Source organism: Microbacterium sp. IO18, from assembly GCF_049099505.1.
Taxonomy (GTDB): Bacteria; Actinomycetota; Actinomycetes; order Actinomycetales; family Microbacteriaceae; genus Microbacterium; species Microbacterium aurugineum.
The window spans coordinates 1,432,464-1,450,096 of record NZ_JBMJAF010000001.1; the positions used below are offsets into that span (position 1 = coordinate 1,432,464).

18 protein-coding genes are annotated in these 17,633 nt (G+C 69.8%); 7 read left to right on the top strand and 11 right to left on the bottom strand.

Annotated elements, in window-relative coordinates; genetic code table 11:
• Positions 1-13: 13 nt before the first annotated feature.
• The 6 genes from ACLF6J_RS06895 to coaA form a co-directional block, all read right to left on the bottom strand.
• Entirely contained in the window at positions 14-814 is an 801-nt protein-coding gene (locus ACLF6J_RS06895) for a response regulator transcription factor (protein WP_134353112.1), read from the bottom strand.
• Complete coding sequence (gene tsaE / locus ACLF6J_RS06900) at positions 811-1,308, bottom strand: tRNA (adenosine(37)-N6)-threonylcarbamoyltransferase complex ATPase subunit type 1 TsaE (RefSeq protein ID WP_244093600.1); 498 nt, start codon at positions 1,306-1,308, stop codon at positions 811-813. The genes ACLF6J_RS06895 and tsaE overlap by 4 nt, the downstream gene beginning before the upstream one ends.
• Positions 1,305-2,411, bottom strand: a complete 1,107-nt coding sequence (gene alr / locus ACLF6J_RS06905) for an alanine racemase (RefSeq protein WP_134353111.1) — start codon at positions 2,409-2,411, stop codon at positions 1,305-1,307. Before alr ends, tsaE begins: the two co-directional genes overlap by 4 nt.
• Positions 2,408-2,767: a holo-ACP synthase gene (locus tag ACLF6J_RS06910; RefSeq protein ID WP_047524761.1), complete on the bottom strand. Its 360-nt coding sequence runs from the start codon at positions 2,765-2,767 to the stop codon at positions 2,408-2,410. The genes alr and ACLF6J_RS06910 overlap by 4 nt, the downstream gene beginning before the upstream one ends.
• 94 nt (positions 2,768-2,861) lie before the next feature.
• Positions 2,862-4,709, bottom strand: a complete 1,848-nt coding sequence (gene glmS / locus ACLF6J_RS06915) for a glutamine--fructose-6-phosphate transaminase (isomerizing) (RefSeq protein WP_047524759.1) — start codon at positions 4,707-4,709, stop codon at positions 2,862-2,864.
• Between the two features lie 63 nt (positions 4,710-4,772).
• Positions 4,773-5,726, bottom strand: coding sequence for a type I pantothenate kinase (coaA, locus tag ACLF6J_RS06920; RefSeq protein ID WP_134353110.1), 954 nt, complete (start codon positions 5,724-5,726; stop codon positions 4,773-4,775).
• Positions 5,727-5,754: 28 nt separating this feature from the next.
• On the opposite strand from coaA, the gene ACLF6J_RS06925 reads away from it, so the two are divergent.
• The 4 genes from ACLF6J_RS06925 (at position 5,755) to ACLF6J_RS06940 (ending at position 9,488) form a co-directional block, all read left to right on the top strand.
• The gene (locus ACLF6J_RS06925) at positions 5,755-6,729 is read left to right on the top strand and encodes a Ppx/GppA phosphatase family protein (RefSeq protein ID WP_134353109.1); all 975 of its coding nucleotides are present in this window, start codon (positions 5,755-5,757) and stop codon (positions 6,727-6,729) included.
• 4 nt (positions 6,730-6,733) lie between these two features.
• Positions 6,734-7,207 carry a VanZ family protein gene (locus ACLF6J_RS06930; protein WP_134353108.1) on the top strand — a complete coding sequence of 158 codons (474 nt, stop codon included), beginning with the start codon at positions 6,734-6,736 and terminating at the stop codon, positions 7,205-7,207.
• Complete coding sequence (locus ACLF6J_RS06935) at positions 7,204-7,935, top strand: low molecular weight phosphatase family protein (protein WP_244093599.1); 732 nt, start codon at positions 7,204-7,206, stop codon at positions 7,933-7,935. The genes ACLF6J_RS06930 and ACLF6J_RS06935 overlap by 4 nt, the downstream gene beginning before the upstream one ends.
• A 92-nt stretch (positions 7,936-8,027) precedes the next feature.
• The gene (locus ACLF6J_RS06940) at positions 8,028-9,488 is read left to right on the top strand and encodes a polysaccharide biosynthesis tyrosine autokinase (protein WP_134353107.1); all 1,461 of its coding nucleotides are present in this window, start codon (positions 8,028-8,030) and stop codon (positions 9,486-9,488) included.
• Positions 9,489-9,512: 24 nt separating this feature from the next.
• Here the strand turns inward: ACLF6J_RS06940 and ACLF6J_RS06945 are convergent, their stop codons facing one another.
• Positions 9,513-10,613 (bottom strand): hypothetical protein, encoded by a 1,101-nt coding sequence (locus tag ACLF6J_RS06945; RefSeq protein ID WP_134353106.1) that lies wholly within the window; start codon positions 10,611-10,613, stop codon positions 9,513-9,515.
• 373 nt (positions 10,614-10,986) lie between these two features.
• Here ACLF6J_RS06945 and ACLF6J_RS06950 point away from each other — a divergent pair, with 373 nt between their 5' ends.
• Both ACLF6J_RS06950 and ACLF6J_RS06955 read left to right on the top strand, forming a co-directional pair.
• Positions 10,987-11,883 carry a helix-turn-helix domain-containing protein gene (locus ACLF6J_RS06950; protein ID WP_134353105.1) on the top strand — a complete coding sequence of 299 codons (897 nt, stop codon included), beginning with the start codon at positions 10,987-10,989 and terminating at the stop codon, positions 11,881-11,883.
• Positions 11,884-12,079: 196 nt separating this feature from the next.
• The gene (locus ACLF6J_RS06955; protein WP_134353104.1) at positions 12,080-12,628 is read left to right on the top strand and encodes a hypothetical protein; all 549 of its coding nucleotides are present in this window, start codon (positions 12,080-12,082) and stop codon (positions 12,626-12,628) included.
• 68 nt (positions 12,629-12,696) lie between these two features.
• Here ACLF6J_RS06955 and ACLF6J_RS06960 read toward each other — a convergent pair whose 3' ends face one another.
• A complete protein-coding gene (locus ACLF6J_RS06960) occupies positions 12,697-13,779 on the bottom strand; it encodes a heparan-alpha-glucosaminide N-acetyltransferase domain-containing protein (protein WP_134353103.1) in 1,083 nt (360 codons plus the stop codon).
• A 47-nt stretch (positions 13,780-13,826) separates the two neighbouring features.
• On the opposite strand from ACLF6J_RS06960, the gene lepB reads away from it, so the two are divergent.
• Positions 13,827-14,510: a signal peptidase I gene (gene lepB, locus ACLF6J_RS06965; protein WP_134353102.1), complete on the top strand. Its 684-nt coding sequence runs from the start codon at positions 13,827-13,829 to the stop codon at positions 14,508-14,510.
• Here lepB and ACLF6J_RS06970 read toward each other — a convergent pair.
• From ACLF6J_RS06970 to ACLF6J_RS06980, 3 genes are read right to left on the bottom strand one after another with little or no spacing between them, the layout of a single operon-like run.
• Positions 14,507-15,442: a nucleotidyltransferase family protein gene (locus ACLF6J_RS06970; protein WP_134353101.1), complete on the bottom strand. Its 936-nt coding sequence runs from the start codon at positions 15,440-15,442 to the stop codon at positions 14,507-14,509. The two genes, lepB and ACLF6J_RS06970, sit on opposite strands and share 4 nt — an antisense overlap.
• A gap of 25 nt (positions 15,443-15,467) precedes the next feature.
• Positions 15,468-15,767 carry a PqqD family protein gene (locus ACLF6J_RS06975; RefSeq protein ID WP_244093672.1) on the bottom strand — a complete coding sequence of 100 codons (300 nt, stop codon included), beginning with the start codon at positions 15,765-15,767 and terminating at the stop codon, positions 15,468-15,470.
• Between the two features lie 47 nt (positions 15,768-15,814).
• Positions 15,815-17,608: a DUF4012 domain-containing protein gene (locus ACLF6J_RS06980; RefSeq protein ID WP_134353099.1), complete on the bottom strand. Its 1,794-nt coding sequence runs from the start codon at positions 17,606-17,608 to the stop codon at positions 15,815-15,817.
• Positions 17,609-17,633: the final 25 nt, after the last annotated feature.

Sequence of the window (17,633 nt, forward strand, 5' to 3'; positions counted from 1 at the left end):
GCCCCGCCCCGGTTCAGCCTCCCGTGTCATCAGCGGGAGTCAGGCGGTAACCGACTCCGCGCACGGTCTCGATGTAGCGCGGGTTCGCCGAGCTGTCACCCAGCTTCCGCCGCAGATTCGCGATGTGGGTCTCGATCGCCCGCTTGTCCGGTTCGCTCACGTAATCGTTCGACCCCGGTGGCGCTCCCCGCAGTCCGCGCGCGAGCTCCGCTTTGCTGGACACCCGGATGTTCGCCTCGAGGATCGCCGCGAGCAGGTCGAACTCCGTGGGGGTGAGATCTATGCGCTTCTGGCCGACGAGCACCAGCCGTGTGTCCAGATCGAGGCTGAGGTCGCGATGCACCCGGCCCCGCCACGTCAGCACCGTCGCACCGTCGGCGGACGGCTCGCTTGCAGTCGCTGGGCGTGACTCGGTGGCCGGCGGCGGGGCCGCGGGGTGCGGGCGCCTCAGCAGGGCCTGGATGCGCGCACGCAGCTCACGGGGCCGGAACGGCTTCACGAGGTACTCGTCCGCTCCGGAGGTCAGACCGAGGACCACATCGGACTCGTCCGACAAAGCCGAGAGCATGATGATGAAGGTGTCGCTGACCTGCCGGATCCGTCGCGCGACCTCGAAGCCGTCGATCCCCGGCAGGTTGATGTCGAGGGTGGTGATCACCGGGCGATGCTGCTCGACGGCCGCGATCCCGTCCGGGCCGGAACCTGCGAGGAAGGTCTCGAAGCCGGCGGCCAGGAACACCTCGTCCAGGAGCGAGCGGACGCCCGGGTCGTCGTCGATGATCACGGCGACGAGGGGGGACGTCGCCGCACTCATGGGGTCCCCTCGCGCACGATGGTCACGATCCGTGGGGCATCCGCATCGAGATCCGAGGGGTCGAGTTCCCCGGAGTCGAGTTCGGAGACGCCGACCGGTCGTTCGAGCTCGATGTCCCACCACGCGTCCGCGAGATCCTCGGCCATCCCCCTCCCCCACTCGATCACCACTACCGAGCGCTCGAGGTCGAGGTCGAGGTCCTCGAGTTCCGCCGCCGATCCGAGTCGGTACGCGTCGACGTGCACGAGCGGCGCATGCCCGACCAGCGAGGGGTGGGTGCGGGCGATCACGAAGGTCGGACTCTGCACGGGTCCGCGCACACCGAGCCCTTCGGCGAGACCACGGGTGAACGTCGTCTTCCCGGCGCCCAGCGGTCCGGTGAGGATGAGCAGGTCGCCCGCCTCCAGCTGCTCACCGATCCGGAAGCCGAGCTGCTCCATCTCCTCGGACGTCGCGATCTCCCGTCTGCCGAGGAAAGCGGGGTCCACGCTCACGACGTCCTCCGCGGCACCCGGGGACCGATGCGCGTGACGATCTCGTAGTTGATGGTGTCGGCGGCCGCGGCCCAGTCCGCCGCCGAGGGCACACCGAGGGTGGGATCGCCGAACAGGACCACCTCGTCCCCGACCGAGACCGGCGTGTCACCGACGTCGACGACGAACTGATCCATCGCGATCCTCCCGACGTTCACGAACCGCCGTCCGCCGATCGAGACGGGGAGCCTGCCCGAGGCGTTCCGGGGCACGCCGTCGGCGTATCCGAGGGGCACGAGCACCAGCGTCGTGTCGCGATCCGTGCGGTGGGCGTAGCCGTAGGAGACACCCGTGCCCGCGGGCACCCGGCGGACCGCGGCGATCGCTCCGCGCAGAGTCATCGCCGGACGCAGACCGAGCTCGGCGGAGCTGCGGTCGTCGAACGGCGAGAGGCCGAAGAGCCCGATGCCGATGCGCACGGCATCGAGCCGCATCTCGGGCAGGTCGATCGCTGCGGCGGTGGCGGCGATGTGCCGGATCTCGGGGCGGATACCGAAAGAGGCGGCCGCGGCGACACCTTCCTCGAACTTCGCCAGCGCGGCCCGGTCGTCCTCCGCGGAGGTGTTGGAGAGGTGGCTGAAGAGGCCGACGATACGCAGTCGTCCGATCCGCTCCAGACGCGCGGCCTCGGCCAGCACCCGCCCCCAGTCGGCCGGAGCGATGCCGTTGCGCGACAGCCCCGTCTCGAACTTGAGGTGCACCCCGACCGGACGATCGACGGCGGCAGCGGCGGCGGCGGCTTCGAGCTGATCGAAGGAGGAGACACCGATCTCCACGTCTTGGGCCGCGGCGTGCTCGAACCGCTCGCCCGGCGCGTGCAACCAGGCCATGATCGGCGCGTGCACGCCCTGCCTGCGCAGTTCGAGGGCCTCGGGGATCTCGGCGACGCCGAGGCGTGTCGCTCCGGCGGAGAGCGCGGCGACGGCGGTCGCGGCAGCACCGTGCCCGTAGGCGCCGGCCTTGACGACCGCGATCACCTCGACGCCGGTGAGGCGGCGGAAGTGCCGCACGTTGTCGGCGACGGCATCGAGGTCGATGGTCGCCTCACGGAACGGGACGGTCACAGCGGCGCTCCTTCTGCGACGACGAACGCGGCAGCGAGGCCCGCGTCGTGGGTGAGGGTCAGATGCAGGGTGCGGATGCCGCGCTCCTCGACGACCGCGGCCGTCGAGCCGGAGAGGACGAAGTGCGGACGACCCGACGCCTCCGAGGCGATCTCGATCTCGGTCCAGTGCACCCCGTCCGAGCCGCCGAGTGCTTTGATCAGCGCCTCTTTGGCCGCATACCTCGCCGCCAGGGAAGGAAGACGCAGCGGGCGCTCCGACGGGGCGAAGAGCCGCTCCAGGAGGCGAGGGGTCCGGGTCATCGTGCGCTCGAACCGCGGGATGTCCACGAGGTCGATGCCGGTGCCGATGATCATCCGTTCAGCCTATCGAGCATGCATCCGGTTGATGTCGCGCGAATGGCTCCGTTTCCGGTGGAAACGGAGCCATCCGCGTGATTCGAAGCCGGTCTTACTCGACTGTGACGGACTTCGCGAGGTTCCGGGGCTGGTCCACGTCCAGGCCCTTCGCGGTCGCGAGCGCCATCGCGAAGATCTGCAGCGGCACGACCGAGAGCAGCGGCTCGAACATCGCTCCGGCGAGCGGGATGTGGATGACCTCGTCGGCGAACGGCAGCACGGCCGCATCGCCCTCTTCGGCCACCACGATCACCCGGGCACCGCGAGCACGGATCTCCTGGATGTTCGAGACGACCTTCGAGTGCACGAGCGCGGAGTGACGCGGGGAGGGCACCAGCACGAACACCGGCTGCCCCGGCTCGATCAGAGCGATCGGACCGTGCTTGAGCTCGCCCGCGGCGAAGCCCTCCGCGTGGATGTAGGAGATCTCCTTGAGCTTGAGCGCACCTTCGAGGGCGATCGGGAAGCCGACGTGGCGACCGAGGAACAGCACCGAGCGGGTGTCGGCCATCCATCCGGCGAGCTGGGTGACGTGCTCCTGCTCGCTCTCGAGGACCTCGGCGATCTTCGCGGGCAGCTCGGTGAGTTCCGCGACGTCGGTTGAGGCGTCGGCCACGGTGCCGCGCACGCGCCCCATGTGCAGTCCGAGCAGCAGCAGGGCGGTGATCTGCGCCGAGAACGCCTTGGTCGAGGCGACCGCGACCTCGGGGCCGGCGTGGGTGTAGACGACGGCGTCCGACTCGCGCGGGATGGTCGCACCCTGGGTGTTGCAGATCGAGAGCGTGCGGGCGCCTCGCTCCCGGGCGTACTTCACGGCCATCAGTGTGTCCATGGTCTCGCCCGACTGACTGATCGACACGACGAGGGTGTCGGCGCCGATCACCGGATCGCGGTAGCGGAACTCGTGCGCGAGCTCGACGTCGACCGCGACGCGCGCCCACTGCTCGATCGCATACTTGCCGACGAGGGCCGCATACGAAGCCGTGCCGCACGCGGTGATGATGACGCGGTTGATCCCGGTGAAGAGGTCGTCGAGGCCGTCGAGCTCGGGGATGACGACCTGGCCGTCCTGGATGCGGCCGCGGATCGTGTTCGCCACGGCCTCGGGCTGCTCGGAGACCTCCTTGGCCATGAAGCTCGACCATCCGCCCTTCTCGGCGGCGGCGGCGTCCCACGAGACGTCGAAGGGCTCGGGCTCGACCGGGGTGCCGGCGAAGTCGATGACGCTGATGGAGTCAGGGGTGATCGAGACGATCTGGTCCTGGCCGATCGCCAAGGCCTTGCGCGTGTGCTCGATGAAGGCGGCCACGTCGGAGCCGAGGAAGTTCTCGCCCTCGCCGAGACCGATCACGAGCGGCGAGTTGCGGCGGGCGCCGACCACGAGGCCCGGGTGGTCCTGGTGCATCGCGAGAAGCGTGAACGCCCCCTCGAGGCGGTTCACGACGTTGCGGAAGGCGAGCTGCAGGTCTCCGCCGTTGCCGGCGTACTCACGCCCGAGCAGAGCGGCTGCGACCTCGGTGTCGGTCTCGCTGCGGAACACCACACCGTCGGCGAGCAGCTCTTCACGCAGGGCCGAGAAGTTCTCGATGATGCCGTTGTGGATGACGGCGAGCCTGTCGTCGTCCGCCAGGTGCGGGTGGGCGTTGACGTCGGTCGGTCCGCCGTGCGTCGCCCAGCGCGTGTGACCGATACCGGTCGACCCGTCGGGGAGCGGCGCATCGGCCAGCGAGTCGCGCAGCTTCGCGAGCTTGCCCGCCTTCTTCCGCATGCCGAGGGACCCGTCACCGTCGATCACGGCGACGCCCGCGGAGTCATAGCCGCGGTACTCGAGGCGAGCGAGGCCGGCAAGAAGGATGTCCTGGCTGGGGCGCGGGCCCACGTATCCGACGATTCCACACATGCGAACAAGAGTAAGCCGGGATTTTTGCGAGTCGTCCGAACAATATTTCGGTCGGCGTACTCCTCAGAGCTTGCGCAGCAGCACGCTCTCGACGTCGTGGTCGGCGCCCTTGCGCAACACGAGTCGCGCGCGGTGACGCGTGGGCATCACGTTCTCGACGAGGTTGGGCATGTTGATCTCGTTCCAATACCCGAGGGCGGTCGTGATCGCCTCCTCGTCGGTGAGATGCGCGAACACGTTGAAATAGGACGAGGGGTTGCTGAACGCCGCCTGCCGCAGGGCGAGGAAGCGATCGACGTACCACTTCTCGATGTGCGAGGTCTCGGCATCGACGAAGATCGAGAAATCGAACAGGTCGCTCACCGCGACGTCGTTCGGGGCGGGCGGCGGCTGCAGCACGTTCAGCCCCTCGACGATGACGACGTCGGGGCGACGCACCACGACGTTCGCGTCGGGGACGATGTCGTAGCGCATGTGGGAGTAGAAGGGCGCGCGCACTTCGGTGGCGCCGCTCTTCACCTCGGTCAGGAACTCGATCAGCGCACGCCGGTCGTACGACTCCGGGAAGCCCTTGCGGTCCATGATGCCGCGGCGTTCGAGTTCGGCGTTCGGGTAGAGGAAGCCGTCGGTGGTGACCAGCTCCACTCGCGGGGTGCCGGGCCAGCGGCTCATCAGCTCGCGCAGCAGACGGGCGATCGTCGACTTGCCGACCGCGACCGAGCCCGCGACGCCGACGACGAAGGGCGTCGTCGTGTCGTCCTCCTGCAGGAACGACGAGGTGGCGGCGCCCAGACGCTTCGTCGCCGTCGCGTACAGGCTGAGCAGACGACTCAGCGGCAGGTACACCTCGCGCACCTCGGTGAGGGACAGTCGATCCCCGATACCGCGGAGTTCGACGACCTCGGTCTCGGTGAGCGGCTGATCGAGCCCGGCGGCGAGACGCGCCCACTCCGCGCGCCCGATCTCCCGATAGGGCGACAGCGGCAGCGTGGGGTCGACGGTGGTCACGCAGTACATCGTATCCGGGCGCGAGTAGTCTCTTTCCGTGCGCCTGGGAGTCCTCGACATCGGATCAAACACCGTTCACATGCTGGCGGCGGACGTCCGCCCCGGTGGACGTCCGCTCGCGACGACGAGCGACAGGACGGTGCTGCGCCTCATGCGCTACCTCACACCCGACGGCGCGATCTCGGAGGAGGGCGTGCAGGCGCTCGAGACCGCGGTCGCTCAGGCCCGCCGCGTCGCCGAGGCCGAGCGCGTCGACGCCCTCCTGGCCACCGCGACCAGCGCGGTGCGTGACGCCCGCAACGGCGCGGCGGTCATCGCCCGCATCGAGGCCGCTCTGGGGCAACCCCTGCAGGTGCTCGACGGCGAGACCGAGGCGGAGCTGACCTTCCTCGCCGTGCGGCGCTGGTTCGGCTGGTCGGCCGGACAGCTGCTGCTGCTCGACATCGGCGGCGGCTCTCTGGAGATCGCGGCCGGAGCGGAGGAGATGCCCGACGCCGCCGCGTCCGTGCCCCTCGGAGCCGGGCGCATGACGGTGCAGTACCTCCCGAACGACCCGCCCGGCGAGGCGGACGTCGAGAGACTGCGCGCGCACGCGGAGGCGACCATCGCGACCGTGCTGCCCCGATTCGTCGCCCTCCCCCGTCCCGATCACGTGGTGGGTTCCTCGAAGGCGATCCGCTCGCTCGCCCGCCTGGTCGGCTATCCGGCGCCGGGATGGTCGGGGAGCGAACGCATGCTGCTGCCGCGGGCGTCGCTCGGCTCGTGGATTCCCCGGCTCGCGCGCCTTCCCGCGTCGGCCAGACAGGAACTGCCGGGGATCACCCCCGACCGGACCTTCCAGATCGTGGCCGCAGCCGTGTCGCTGCACGTGGCGATGACCGCGCTCGAACTGGAGGAGCTCGAAGTGTCGCCGTGGGCGCTGCGCGAGGGAGTGCTGCTCCGCTACATCGAGCATCTGAACGGGACCCCGATCGACGCGGAGAACGTCGAGGAGCCGCCGCGGCTACCATGACGGCATGCCTTCCCCCCGCCTCGCCCCCGTCCCCGGCGGAGTGCTGATCGCACGGGTGGCGCTCGTCGGCTACCTCCTCTTCGTGGGGTTCACCGTCTGGCTGCCGGCGACGGTCTCCGAGAAGGTCACCGGTCTGGTCGGCATCATGGCCCGGTGGGTCGCCGACGCGGGCATCGCCCCGTACCGCCCGAGTGCCGTGGTGCTGGAGGTGCTCGCGAACGTCGCACTGTTCGTGCCCGTGGGTCTGCTGCTCGCCTTCGCGCTGCCGCGTCTGCGACTCTGGCAGGTCGTCGTCATCGGCGCACTGATGAGTGCGGTGATCGAGTCGGTGCAGGGCTTCATGCCCTCCCGCTTCCCCACGCTCAGCGACGTGATCGCGAACACCGCGGGCACGCTGCTCGGCGGCGTGCTCGCCGTTCTCCTCGTGCGCCTGGGCGCGAGCGCTCGTCGCGGCGCGGATGCGAGGGCGGCGTCGTGAGCGGGCGAGGCGAGGAGAACCCGCCCACCGCGATGAGTCGCCGGAGCTGGCGCCGGCAGCAGTCCGCCGCAGCTCCCCTCCCCTTCGGTGCCGCCCCTTTCCTCGGCGGCTCGCTCGGCGGCGAGGGCGACCAGGAGGGACCGCTCACGATCCTCACGGTGTGCACGGGAAACATCTGCCGGTCCCCGTTGGCCGAAGTGCTGCTGCGCGCCCGCCTCGAGCCTCTGGGAGTGCGCGTGCACAGCGCCGGAACGCACGCCCTCGTCGATCATGCGATGACCGAACCCGCGCAGGCCCTCGCGGTGGAAGCCGGGGCGCGCGCGGAGGACGCCGCAGCTCACCGCGCCCGGTATCTCCGGGAGCCGCTGCTGCGCGACGCCGACCTGGTGCTCACCATGGCCAGGGAGCATTCCGCCCACGCCGTGCGGATGATGCCCAGCCGCGTGCGTCGCACCTTCACCGCGCGGGAGCTCGCCCGATGGAGCAGGATCGTGGACCCGGAGCAGGCCCGGGCGGCCGCGGAGTCCGCCGGCGAGACACCCCGCGCCCGCTTCGCCGCGGTGCTCGGCCTGCTGTCCGCGGAGCGCGGACCCCTGACGGCGGGCACGGAGGACGACGATGTGATCGACCCCTATCGCCGCTCCGCCGAGACCTACGCGCGGTCGAGCGCGCAGCTCCTGCCCGGGATCGACGAGGTCGAACGGCTCGTGCGCATCGCGATCGACTGAGCGTGCCCTCCGCACAGGACCGTGCGGCCCCGTATGCTCTTTCTCATATGTGCATCCCGCCTTCCCCACGGGATGTGTGAGGGGATCAAGAGTTGGAACTGAGCGACTACATCCGGATTCTGCGCGCCCACTGGATCGTGATCCTGATCGCGACCGTCGTCGGAGCCGGAGCGGCCTTCGGCTGGAGTGCCCTGCAACCGAAGGTGTACTCCGCCGACACGACCGGAATCGTCACGTCGGTCGGCGGCGACGGCACCAGCGGCGCAGCGCTCGTGGGCAACCAGCTCGCCCAGAGCAGGGTGAAGTCCTACCTCAACCTGGGTTCCTGGCGGGCCGTCGCGGAGCACGCGATCGATGAGCTCTCGCTGGAAGAGTCGCCGGAAGAGCTCGTGGACCGGGTCTCGGTCACCAACCCGCTCGACACCACGGCACTGATGGTCACCGCGACCGGCCCGACTCCGGAGGAGGCGCAAGCTCTCGCCGAGGCCTGGATGCGCGGCATGGCTGCGGAGATCGAGACGCTCGAGGGCGGGACGGCGTCCACACCGGCGGCGGTCACGCTCATCGTGGGCGACTCGGCGCGCCTGCCCACCGCTCCGTCGTCCCCGAACACCCGGCTGACCGTGATCATCGGCGCGTTCGTCGGCCTCGCCGCCGGCCTCATCTACGCCTTCATCCGGCACACGGTCGATCGCCGCGTGCGGCACCCGCGCGACATCGAACGCGAGACCGGGGTGTCGGTGATCGGAACGCTTCCGCTCGAGAAGACGATGTCGGACGAACGTCAGGTGATCGATTTCTCCCTGGACGCCCAGCACGGGGTCTCGCACCACACGATCGAGTCGATGCGCGAGCTGCGCACGAATCTGCAGTTCATCGACGTCGACAACCCCCCGCGGGTGATCGTGGTCACCAGCTCGGTGCCCGGAGACGGCAAGTCGACGGTCGCCGTCAACCTCGCCTCGAGCCTGGCCGCCGCCGGTGAGTGGGCCATCCTCATCGACTGCGACCTCCGCCGGCCCGTCATCGCCGACATCTTCGGGATGTCCCCCGACCTCGGCCTCACCGACATCCTCGCGGGACGCGCGGAGCTGCAGGACGTCGCCCACCGACCGAGCCGCGACATGCCGCTCGCGGTCGTCGGAGCCGGGCGGGTACCCCCGAACCCCAGCGAGCTGCTCGGCTCCCACCGCATGCGCGACTTCCTCGCCGAGATCAGCAAGACCGCGATCGTCATCCTCGACTCTCCGCCGGTGCTCCCGGTGACGGATGCGGCGGTGCTGGCGGCCGGCGCCGATGGTGTGCTCATCGTCGTGTCGTCCGGCAAGACCACCTTCGACATGCTGCAGCGCGCGATCGCCAACATCACCCGCACCACGGGCCGGGTGCTGGGCGTGGTGCTGAACAAGGTGCCGCGCAAGGGAGCGGAGTCCGCGTACTACGGCCGCGAGTACTACGGCGCGTACGAGCGCTACGGTCGCGACGACGACACCATGGCGGAGGCCGTCGCGACCCCCGAACCCGGTGTGCGCCGCCGGGGGTCCGGGGACTGATCCGGCCCCGGAACGGATCCACCCTCAGAGCCGGGGTGCGTCGACCGCTCTGAGCACCCCGTCGGCGAGCAGTCGTCGCACCGCGCGCTCCACGATCGTGTGCGCGTCCTCGCCTGCGGGCTCCCCGTGCGCAGCCACGACGGCCCGCACGATGCCTTCGAGCGGGCGTCCGTCCGCAGCCGCCCAGATGTCCGGTCCGATGCCGTCGAGCACGTGGACCTGTCCCCCGGTCGGCGTTCGTCGCAGCAGCACCGTCCGACCGTCCAGGGCGAGCGCGTCGACGGTCTCCGCACGCACGAGACCGCCGGGCTCCGGGGTGCCGATGACCGGCGATGTCGTTTCCTCGGTGACAGCATCGACGGGCCGCGATGGAGTGCGCATGAGGTCGTCGATGACCGCATCGATGCGGTCGACCTCGCGGTAGCGCACGCGCACGGCACCACCGGTCGCCGCGAGCAGCGCGGCGATCCGTCGGAGCGGCGCCGGGCCGTCGGCGAGATAGCTGGTCTGCGGCCCCAACAGAGCCAGTGCTTCCGAGATGTCGAGCGGGTCCACCTCGGGCTCTTCGGGTCCGTCGTCCGAGCGATCGATGACGACGATCTTCGCCACGCGGAGGTCGTCGGGCAGCGCCCGGCCCCGGTCCGTGCTCGAGAGCGCGATCTGAGCCTTGGGAGCGTCGCGACGCTCGATGATCGACAGCGGCTTCCGGTAGGGGACGACACGGCCGGCATCGTCGATGCCGATGGTCTCGTCACTGACGTACGCATAGCGCCGTGCCAGATGGCGGGCAGCCGTCGTCTTTCCGGTCCCCGATGCTGCGCTGAGCACGACGACCCGACCGTCACGCGCAGCGAGCCCGGCGGCGTGCAGCATCCAGACGTGATCGTGCCGCCGGTGCGCCAGGGCTTTCATCGTCACCTCGGTCGAGAGCGCGGACAGCGCTTCGGCATCGCCGGTGCCCGCAGGGACGACCGCGGTGGCATCGGGGGCGTCGGGGGCGTCTGCCCCGTCATACCGCGCGTCGGCCCAGGCGTCGAAGGCCACGGCACGGAAGTCCGCGGAGCGTCGGGAGACGTCGATCTCGACGACGGCGCCGACCGCAGTGACGAGGAAGCGATCGGGCATGACCGCCAGCCTATCCACGATCTCGCCCGTGAGTCGTCTCGGCACATCCGGTCTCGAAAAAGCACAGAACGCGCAGGAATAACGCGCAGTGCGCGCTTTTGCTCCAATCACCGTACAAGCTGCGGCGAGGCCTCTACGGTGGCTCGCAAGGTGAGGCTCTGGGGGATGCAGACGAGCTTCGTGTCGTCTCGCCACACGAATTCGCAGTCCGTGTTGACAGGAGGCCGATGATGATTGAACCTGTATTCAATTCACCACTGTATCGACGCGCTGGAAAGGAATCCGTCGCACGACGAGGTGGTCGGCGGCGCAGGAACACCACCATCACAGAGTCACTGCTGCCACACGCTGACACCCCGAGGAGGGACGTCTCGTGACACGCTCTTCCGCTCAGGTCATCGACGATCGGGCGCTCGCTGCGCACGGGGTGCGGCGGATCGGAGACCGGCCGGGCCTTCGTTCCCGGGAGCGCACCTCCGGCGAGATCATCCTGCTCAGCACGAACGGCGGGACCTCCGAGCTCCACGTCGACACCGTGTCCGCGTACCCCGACCACGCGGTCTTCGCTTTCGTCCAGGCACACGCGCTCTGGTCGCGACTCGACGGCGAACCCTGGGTGGAGACGGCAGGCGGTCTGGTCGTCGCCGCACAGGGCATCACTCGCCGCCTGCGCTGGGCGGGCGCCTGGCGCTTCGTCGCGGCACTCGTGCCCCGGTCGGCGGTCGCGTCCTTCGTGCCTTCGCTGCCTCCCGACGCCACCGTGTACACCGAACGCCGGCTGCTGGACACGTCGATGCAGCAGTTCATCGACTGCCTCCTGGACACGGACGACAAGGCATCCGCGATCGAGCAGTACGCCATCGAGCAACTCGTGATGGAGATGAGCGGCGCCGTGCTGCTGGATCGGATCGGCGGTGTCAGCGGCCAAGGTTCGCCGCATGCCGTGCTGCGCGAGAGGGCGATCGCGGTGATCGCTCAGCAGTGCGGTGATCCTGCGCTCAATCCGGCCCAGGTCGCGCACGAGGTGCAGTCGTCACTCCGGCAGCTCCAGCTCGTGTTCTCGGAGTCCGGGAACAGCGTCGCGGCCGAGATCCGCCGGCAGCGCGCCCGTCTCGCGCACTCCTTGCTGGTGGACAGCCGCTACGACGTCCTGAGCATCGATCAGATCGCGCAGCGCGCCGGATTCCACTCGCCGATGAGCATGCGGCGAGCGCTCGACGAGGCGTACCAGGCGACTCCTCGGGCGCTTCGAGCCACGCGCCGGGCATAGCTGCGCGCAGTCGAAAAGCACACGTCGCGCAGGTTGCGCGCACGGTGCGCGAAGTTCGCCGAAACCCCCTTCGCTCCGCTCTCCACCGCCCTAGCTTGAGGTCCACGACGGGGCTCCTGGGGGATGCAGACGATCGTGTCGCCTCGTCACGACACCGCGGGAAACCGCATCTGCATCGAACAGGGAGGGCACTCACGTGACCGAGGAAATCCAGAAGAACAAGGGCGTCTCGCGCCGCACGCTCGTCAAGGGCGCGGCATGGTCGGTACCCGTCATCGCGGCCGCCGTCGCCACGCCGCTCGCCGCCGCCTCCGTCGCGGACAACGACCTCGTCCCGGCGCTCAGCGGCCCCATCGCACTGAACCTCACCGCGCTCAGCATCCCGGTCGCGACCGTCAACACGGTCAACACCCTGACGATCACGAACAACGGCCCGGACGCCTCCACGGCCGGGGCCACAGCCGTGATCCAGTACACGCCGTCGCTGCTCACGCTGAACATCGGTCCGGTCGCCGGCGTGACCGTCGCGGGCGCCGACGGAAACTACACGCTGACGCTCCCGTCGATCCCGTCGGGCGGCAACATCGTCATCAACCTCGGCACGACGCTCGACACGCTGCTCGACCTCAGCCTCCTCACCACGCTCCTGGGCGGCCCGCAGCAGACCATGACCGTCACCGTGTCGGGTGACACGGTGACCGGCAACAACACGACCGCGCAGAACGTCGGCATCACGCTCCTCTGAGCCGCACGCCGCGAGGAAGGGCGCCACGCCGGTCGTGGCGCCCTTTCGTGCGTCCGGCGGCTTGCGGGTCAGGCCGACCGGTCGCGCGCCCGGAGGAGCGGCTTACGGCGACCGGTGAGCCACCCCATGACCCATTCGACCGGGCCGGTGCCGATGAACCTCCACCAGAGCCATCCGGCCAGGATCATCCCGGGCACGATCACCAGCCAGCCCGGCCAGAAGTTGTCGACGGGCCGCCCGTGATCTCCGCTCCACAGGGCGATGAGCCCGACGTGGAGGAGATACAGCGACAGCGCGATCTGACCGCAGGCGATCAGCGGCACGAACAGTCGTGTCCAGAAACGCCGAGCACCGTCGCCACGGACGGTCGCCGCGAGGACCACCACGACGACGGTCACGAACGTGAGAGCGAGATCCCGCAGGGTGTCGAGGTAGTCGCCCGTGCGCACCCCGGTCACGCCCAGCCGTTCCGCGACAGGCCACGCCAGATACGCGAGGGGCGCCACCGCCGCGAGGACCCAGAGCAGAGGTCCGCGTCGAAGACCGTGCCTGACCAGCAGGGCTCCGATCAGGAACATCGGGAGCAGCGTGATCACGCGGTAGTTCTGCCCGAGGACGGTCCACGTCATCAGGTCGCGGATCGGCGCCGTGTCGATCCCCTCCACGTTCCGCGCGGCATCGGCGACCGGCTGACTGATCACCAGGAGCACGGCGGTGATCCCGACGAGCACAGGGGTCCGGGCGAGCAGGAGCGGAGCGCCGATGATGAGGAGCACACCCAGGTACCCGAGGATCACATCGACCCACGAGCCCCACGTCGCCATCCAGACGCCGAGGAGGATCAGGAACAGGCCGCGCACGCCCTGCTGGAGCAACGTCGTCGCGGCCCTCGCCTCGCGCCGACGCAGGAGCTCGGCCGACATCCCCATGACCAGGGCGAACAGCGGCGAGGCCAAGGCGTTCAGCGTGGCCTGGGCGAACAGCACCGCCCACGGCAGGTGGGGAACGAACGGCGCGGCGTGCGCGACGAGCATCGCGATGATCGCGATCCCGCGAAGCACGTCCGGAACGATGAGGCGTTTCGGGCCGGCGCCCGCCGATCCCGACGTGGCGGCTGCGGTCGCGGCGTCTCCCCCGGCGTGTGGAACCATTCCCTGACAGTATTGGGTCAGCCCCCGACCACGCGAGCTGGAGAGCGATGACGACCGTTGAAGCCCCCCGTCGCCGGCGCCGCCTGCGGAGCAGCGTGTGGTTCCACGTCGCGCTCGCGCTCGCGCTCGCCCTGGTCATCGTGGCCTTCGTCGGACAGCCCTCGTCGGGGTCGATGTCGCCCACGCTCGAGCCGGGCGACCGCATCCTCGTCAACCGTCTCGCCTACGTCGCGGCCGACCCCGCGGCCGGGGACATCATCGTGTTCCGCCCCGGGGAGGGCTGGGACGCCGATGCCCCCTCCGCACGGGGCTGGTTCTCGGAGTCCCTGCACTGGATCGGCGAGACGACGGGTATCCGCCCCGAGGTCCTCGTCAAACGCGTGATCGCCGAAGCGGGTCAGACGGTCGAGTGCTGCGACGCCGACGGTGCGGTCCTCGTCGACGGGCAGCCGCTCGACGAGCCCTACGTGGTCGACGATCTGCCGTTCTCCCCCGGGGAGCTCGACTGCGGGACGACACCGATGTCGACGCGTTGCTTCGCCGAGGTCACCGTCCCCGAGTCCGCATACCTCGTGCTCGGCGACAACCGCGGGAACTCCGCGGACTCCGCGTACCGCTGCCGGGGTGACGCGACCGCCGGCCCAGAGTGCTGGCGATGGGTGGACCGGGCGTCCGTCGTCGGGAAGGCGACGGTCGTGCTCTGGCCGCTGTCCCGCTGGAACGTCCTCTAGGGCCGCGAAGCCGCCGCGTCGACCCGCTCGCGTTCCCGCTCGCGCCGGAAGTACCGCAGGAGCGCTCGCCCGCCCCGCGCCCACCGCAATCGCTGGTAGCGCCAGGCCTCGGCGCGCGTCGGGAGCACGCTCGGGTCGTTGCGCGGCACGTCCGCGCGCGGCACCCAGAGCGCCCGGGCCAGGAGCCGCGCCCGCTGCGACAGCGGGGCTCCGCGCAGCTGCACCCACCAGCTGACGGCCGAACCGTCTTCCACGTACGCCTGGAAGAGCGTCCACCGGCGCTTCTCGTTCTCGCTGGCATCGGAGACGACCTCGCCGAGCCCCGCTTGGGTGATCACGTCGCGGAGTACCCAGACCGCTCCGCCGCGCCGGGCGATCCGCGAGAACTCCGCCCGGTCCGACGCGGAGAACCGCTCGATGAGCATCGTGGTGAGGAGGTCGCGCTCCTGTCGGTGCCGGGCATCCTGCGTGTTGCGCAGCGCATGCAGCATCCCGATCACGGCGGATCCGGCGAGGGACGGCACGGCCACCGCGGTGTGCGCCACCTCGATCGACGAACGCGTCTCCCAGACCGCGTCGAACGCCACGGAGGCATCGGCGAAGAACCCGGGGAACATCCAGTGTAGATCGATGTCGCAGGGCCAGGAGTCGTGGATGAACGTGCGGGAGTGCTGTGGCAGGAGCGCGGGGGTCTCACGGCCGACACGGAGGTGCCAGCCCCGCGCCTCGAGCCGCTCGCACATCTCCGAGAACCGCGACGGCTCCACCCAGACGTCGGAGTCGGCAGGGACGCGCGGTGCCCGCAGCCCGTAGTGGTCGGCCACGGGGCCCTTGATCGACAGCAGACGGATGCCGGCCTCACGAGCGATGTGCGCCGTCATCGCGTGGGCGAGAGCGGTCGCCTCCGCCGCGCGCAGAGCCACTTCGGTCACCGGTCACCCCCTCGGACGAGGATAGTCAGTCGCACGACGCCGCCCGCCGAGAGCGGAGTTCGGTCAGCAGCGACACGACATCGGGCTGCACCTGCTCTGCGTCGAGCTCGAACTCTTCGGAGATCATCGTGACGAGGTCGTCCTCGCCCACGGGGCCGTGTTCGACCAGCAGCGACCAGATGACACCGGCCGACCCGGCCAGAGCTATCGGCGGGGAATCCGGTGCGGTGAGCGGGAGGACCACGACCCGGCCCTCGGATTCGGTCCACGCGACGTGTTCGTCGACCCTCCACCGCGGTTCTCGTCCGCGCACAGGAGGATCCATCGTCACGGTCCCCACCCTATCGATCACGGTCTTCCGTCCGGCCCGTGTCAGCGGCAGGAGTCGGTCAGCTCGACGGGGGTGTCCCGCGTCATCGGCGTGTGCCAGAGGCTCAGCGGACCGGACTCCGGATCCGTCGACGAGAAGGAGAAGTCGACCACGTGCGTGCTCAGGGTGTCGTTGAGCACCTCGACCTTCACCGCCGGACGGCCGAGGTGGGTGCCCTGGCTCAGGATCGTCGCCGGGACACCGTCGAGGTCGACCGAGTCCAGAGTCCCGCCGACGGGCCCGTAGAGCACGACGTAGGTGCTGATGAGCGGCGGCTCGAAGTAGGGGCCGGTGATGTAGTAGGGCAGGGTGGCGGCGGTCTCGAGGCTGAGCGTCGAAGTCAGCTCGACCGACCCCCGGTAGACGGAGCCCGTCTCCCCTGCGTCGCACGACGCGTCGATCGCCATGTCGAGGTAGTAGCTCTTCTTCGACCCGGTGTTGTCGTTCGCGTAGACGCCGATCACGGTTTCGTCGACGTTGTCGTCCGGCATCGAGCCCGACATGCGCGTCCCGTCGATCACTGCTGCTTCCTCCTCGCTCACGGGGACATAGAGCAGCCGCCCTTCGTCTCCCGCCCGCTGCAGCGCGCCGATCAGGGCCACGGGGTTGCCCTGGCCCGCGGTCAGCGCCTCGAACACCCTGGCCGTCGCGTCGGCGAAGAAGGCGTTCTGCACCATCGGATCCTCGTAACGGAAGTACACCTCGTTCAACAGCAGCGGCACCGCCTTCTCGGCGTTGAGCATGTCACCGGTCGCGAGCTCGATCGGCCCGGTCGCCGAGAGGATGTAGGAGAGCGCGACGGGATCGACGGACAGCACGCCGTCGACCGGGGTGCCGACCGATTCCGCCCAGAACGCGCGCACGAGTTCCGCGGATGAGGGGAAGTCCGGCGGCATGGTGACGTCCGGCGACCAACGCCCGATCTTGTCGCCGAAGATCGCGACCGCTTCCGGGTCGAGATCGATGATCGGCTTCGGTCGGTCGCTGTGGAAGTCCGAGCTGTTCGCGAAGCCGGCGATCGTGATCTTGCCGCCTTCGACGTGCAGCTGCAGGAACACCGCCGGGTTGCCGCCGAGGCTGCGGGCCTCCGAGTTTCCCTGGAACATCAGCAGATAGTCTCTGGGGCCGTCTGCTCCGAGCGCGGCCGGGAGGAGGCCGAGAAGCTGCCCGCCGTCCTCGAGGACCGGTGTCACCGTCGCCATCATCGAATCCAGCCCGGCGATTCCGTCCTGCACGGGGCCCAGCAGCGCCGCACGATCGATGTCGGCAAGATCACGGGAATGCTGCTCGACGACCGGACCGGCGGTCTCGACGAGCGCGGTGAGCTCGCGGATCGCCTCGACGTCGAAGGCGCCGTCCGACGGGCGGAGGCCGCTGAGCACGAGAGGCATCGCAGGGCGTGCGAGGTCGGCGATGAGCGAGCGCCCGGTCGACGTGGCCACGCGGATCGCGTCGACGTTCGGGCCCACGCTCGGCACCCAGTCGACCATCGACCAGGTCCAGTCGTCGACCTCGTCCTGTGCGGCGCCGAGTCGGGCTTCCATGGCGGAGAGCTCGGCGTCCGCGGCTGCCGCGTCACCGGCTGTGACGGCAGCGGTCAGCGGCGCCACACGGTCCATCGCCGCTGCGACGTGGTCCCTGGTGGAGAGGGCGCTGGATGCGAGCTTCCCCGCGAGCAGGGCGAGCGCAGCGAGGACGACGAGGATCACGAGGACGATGGTCCAGATGATTCGCCGCCGCCGTGCCCGACGCCCCTCGGCCCGCACACGAACAGACCGGTCGCGCAGTTCACTCACGCTGAAATCCTAGGTGACCGTTCCC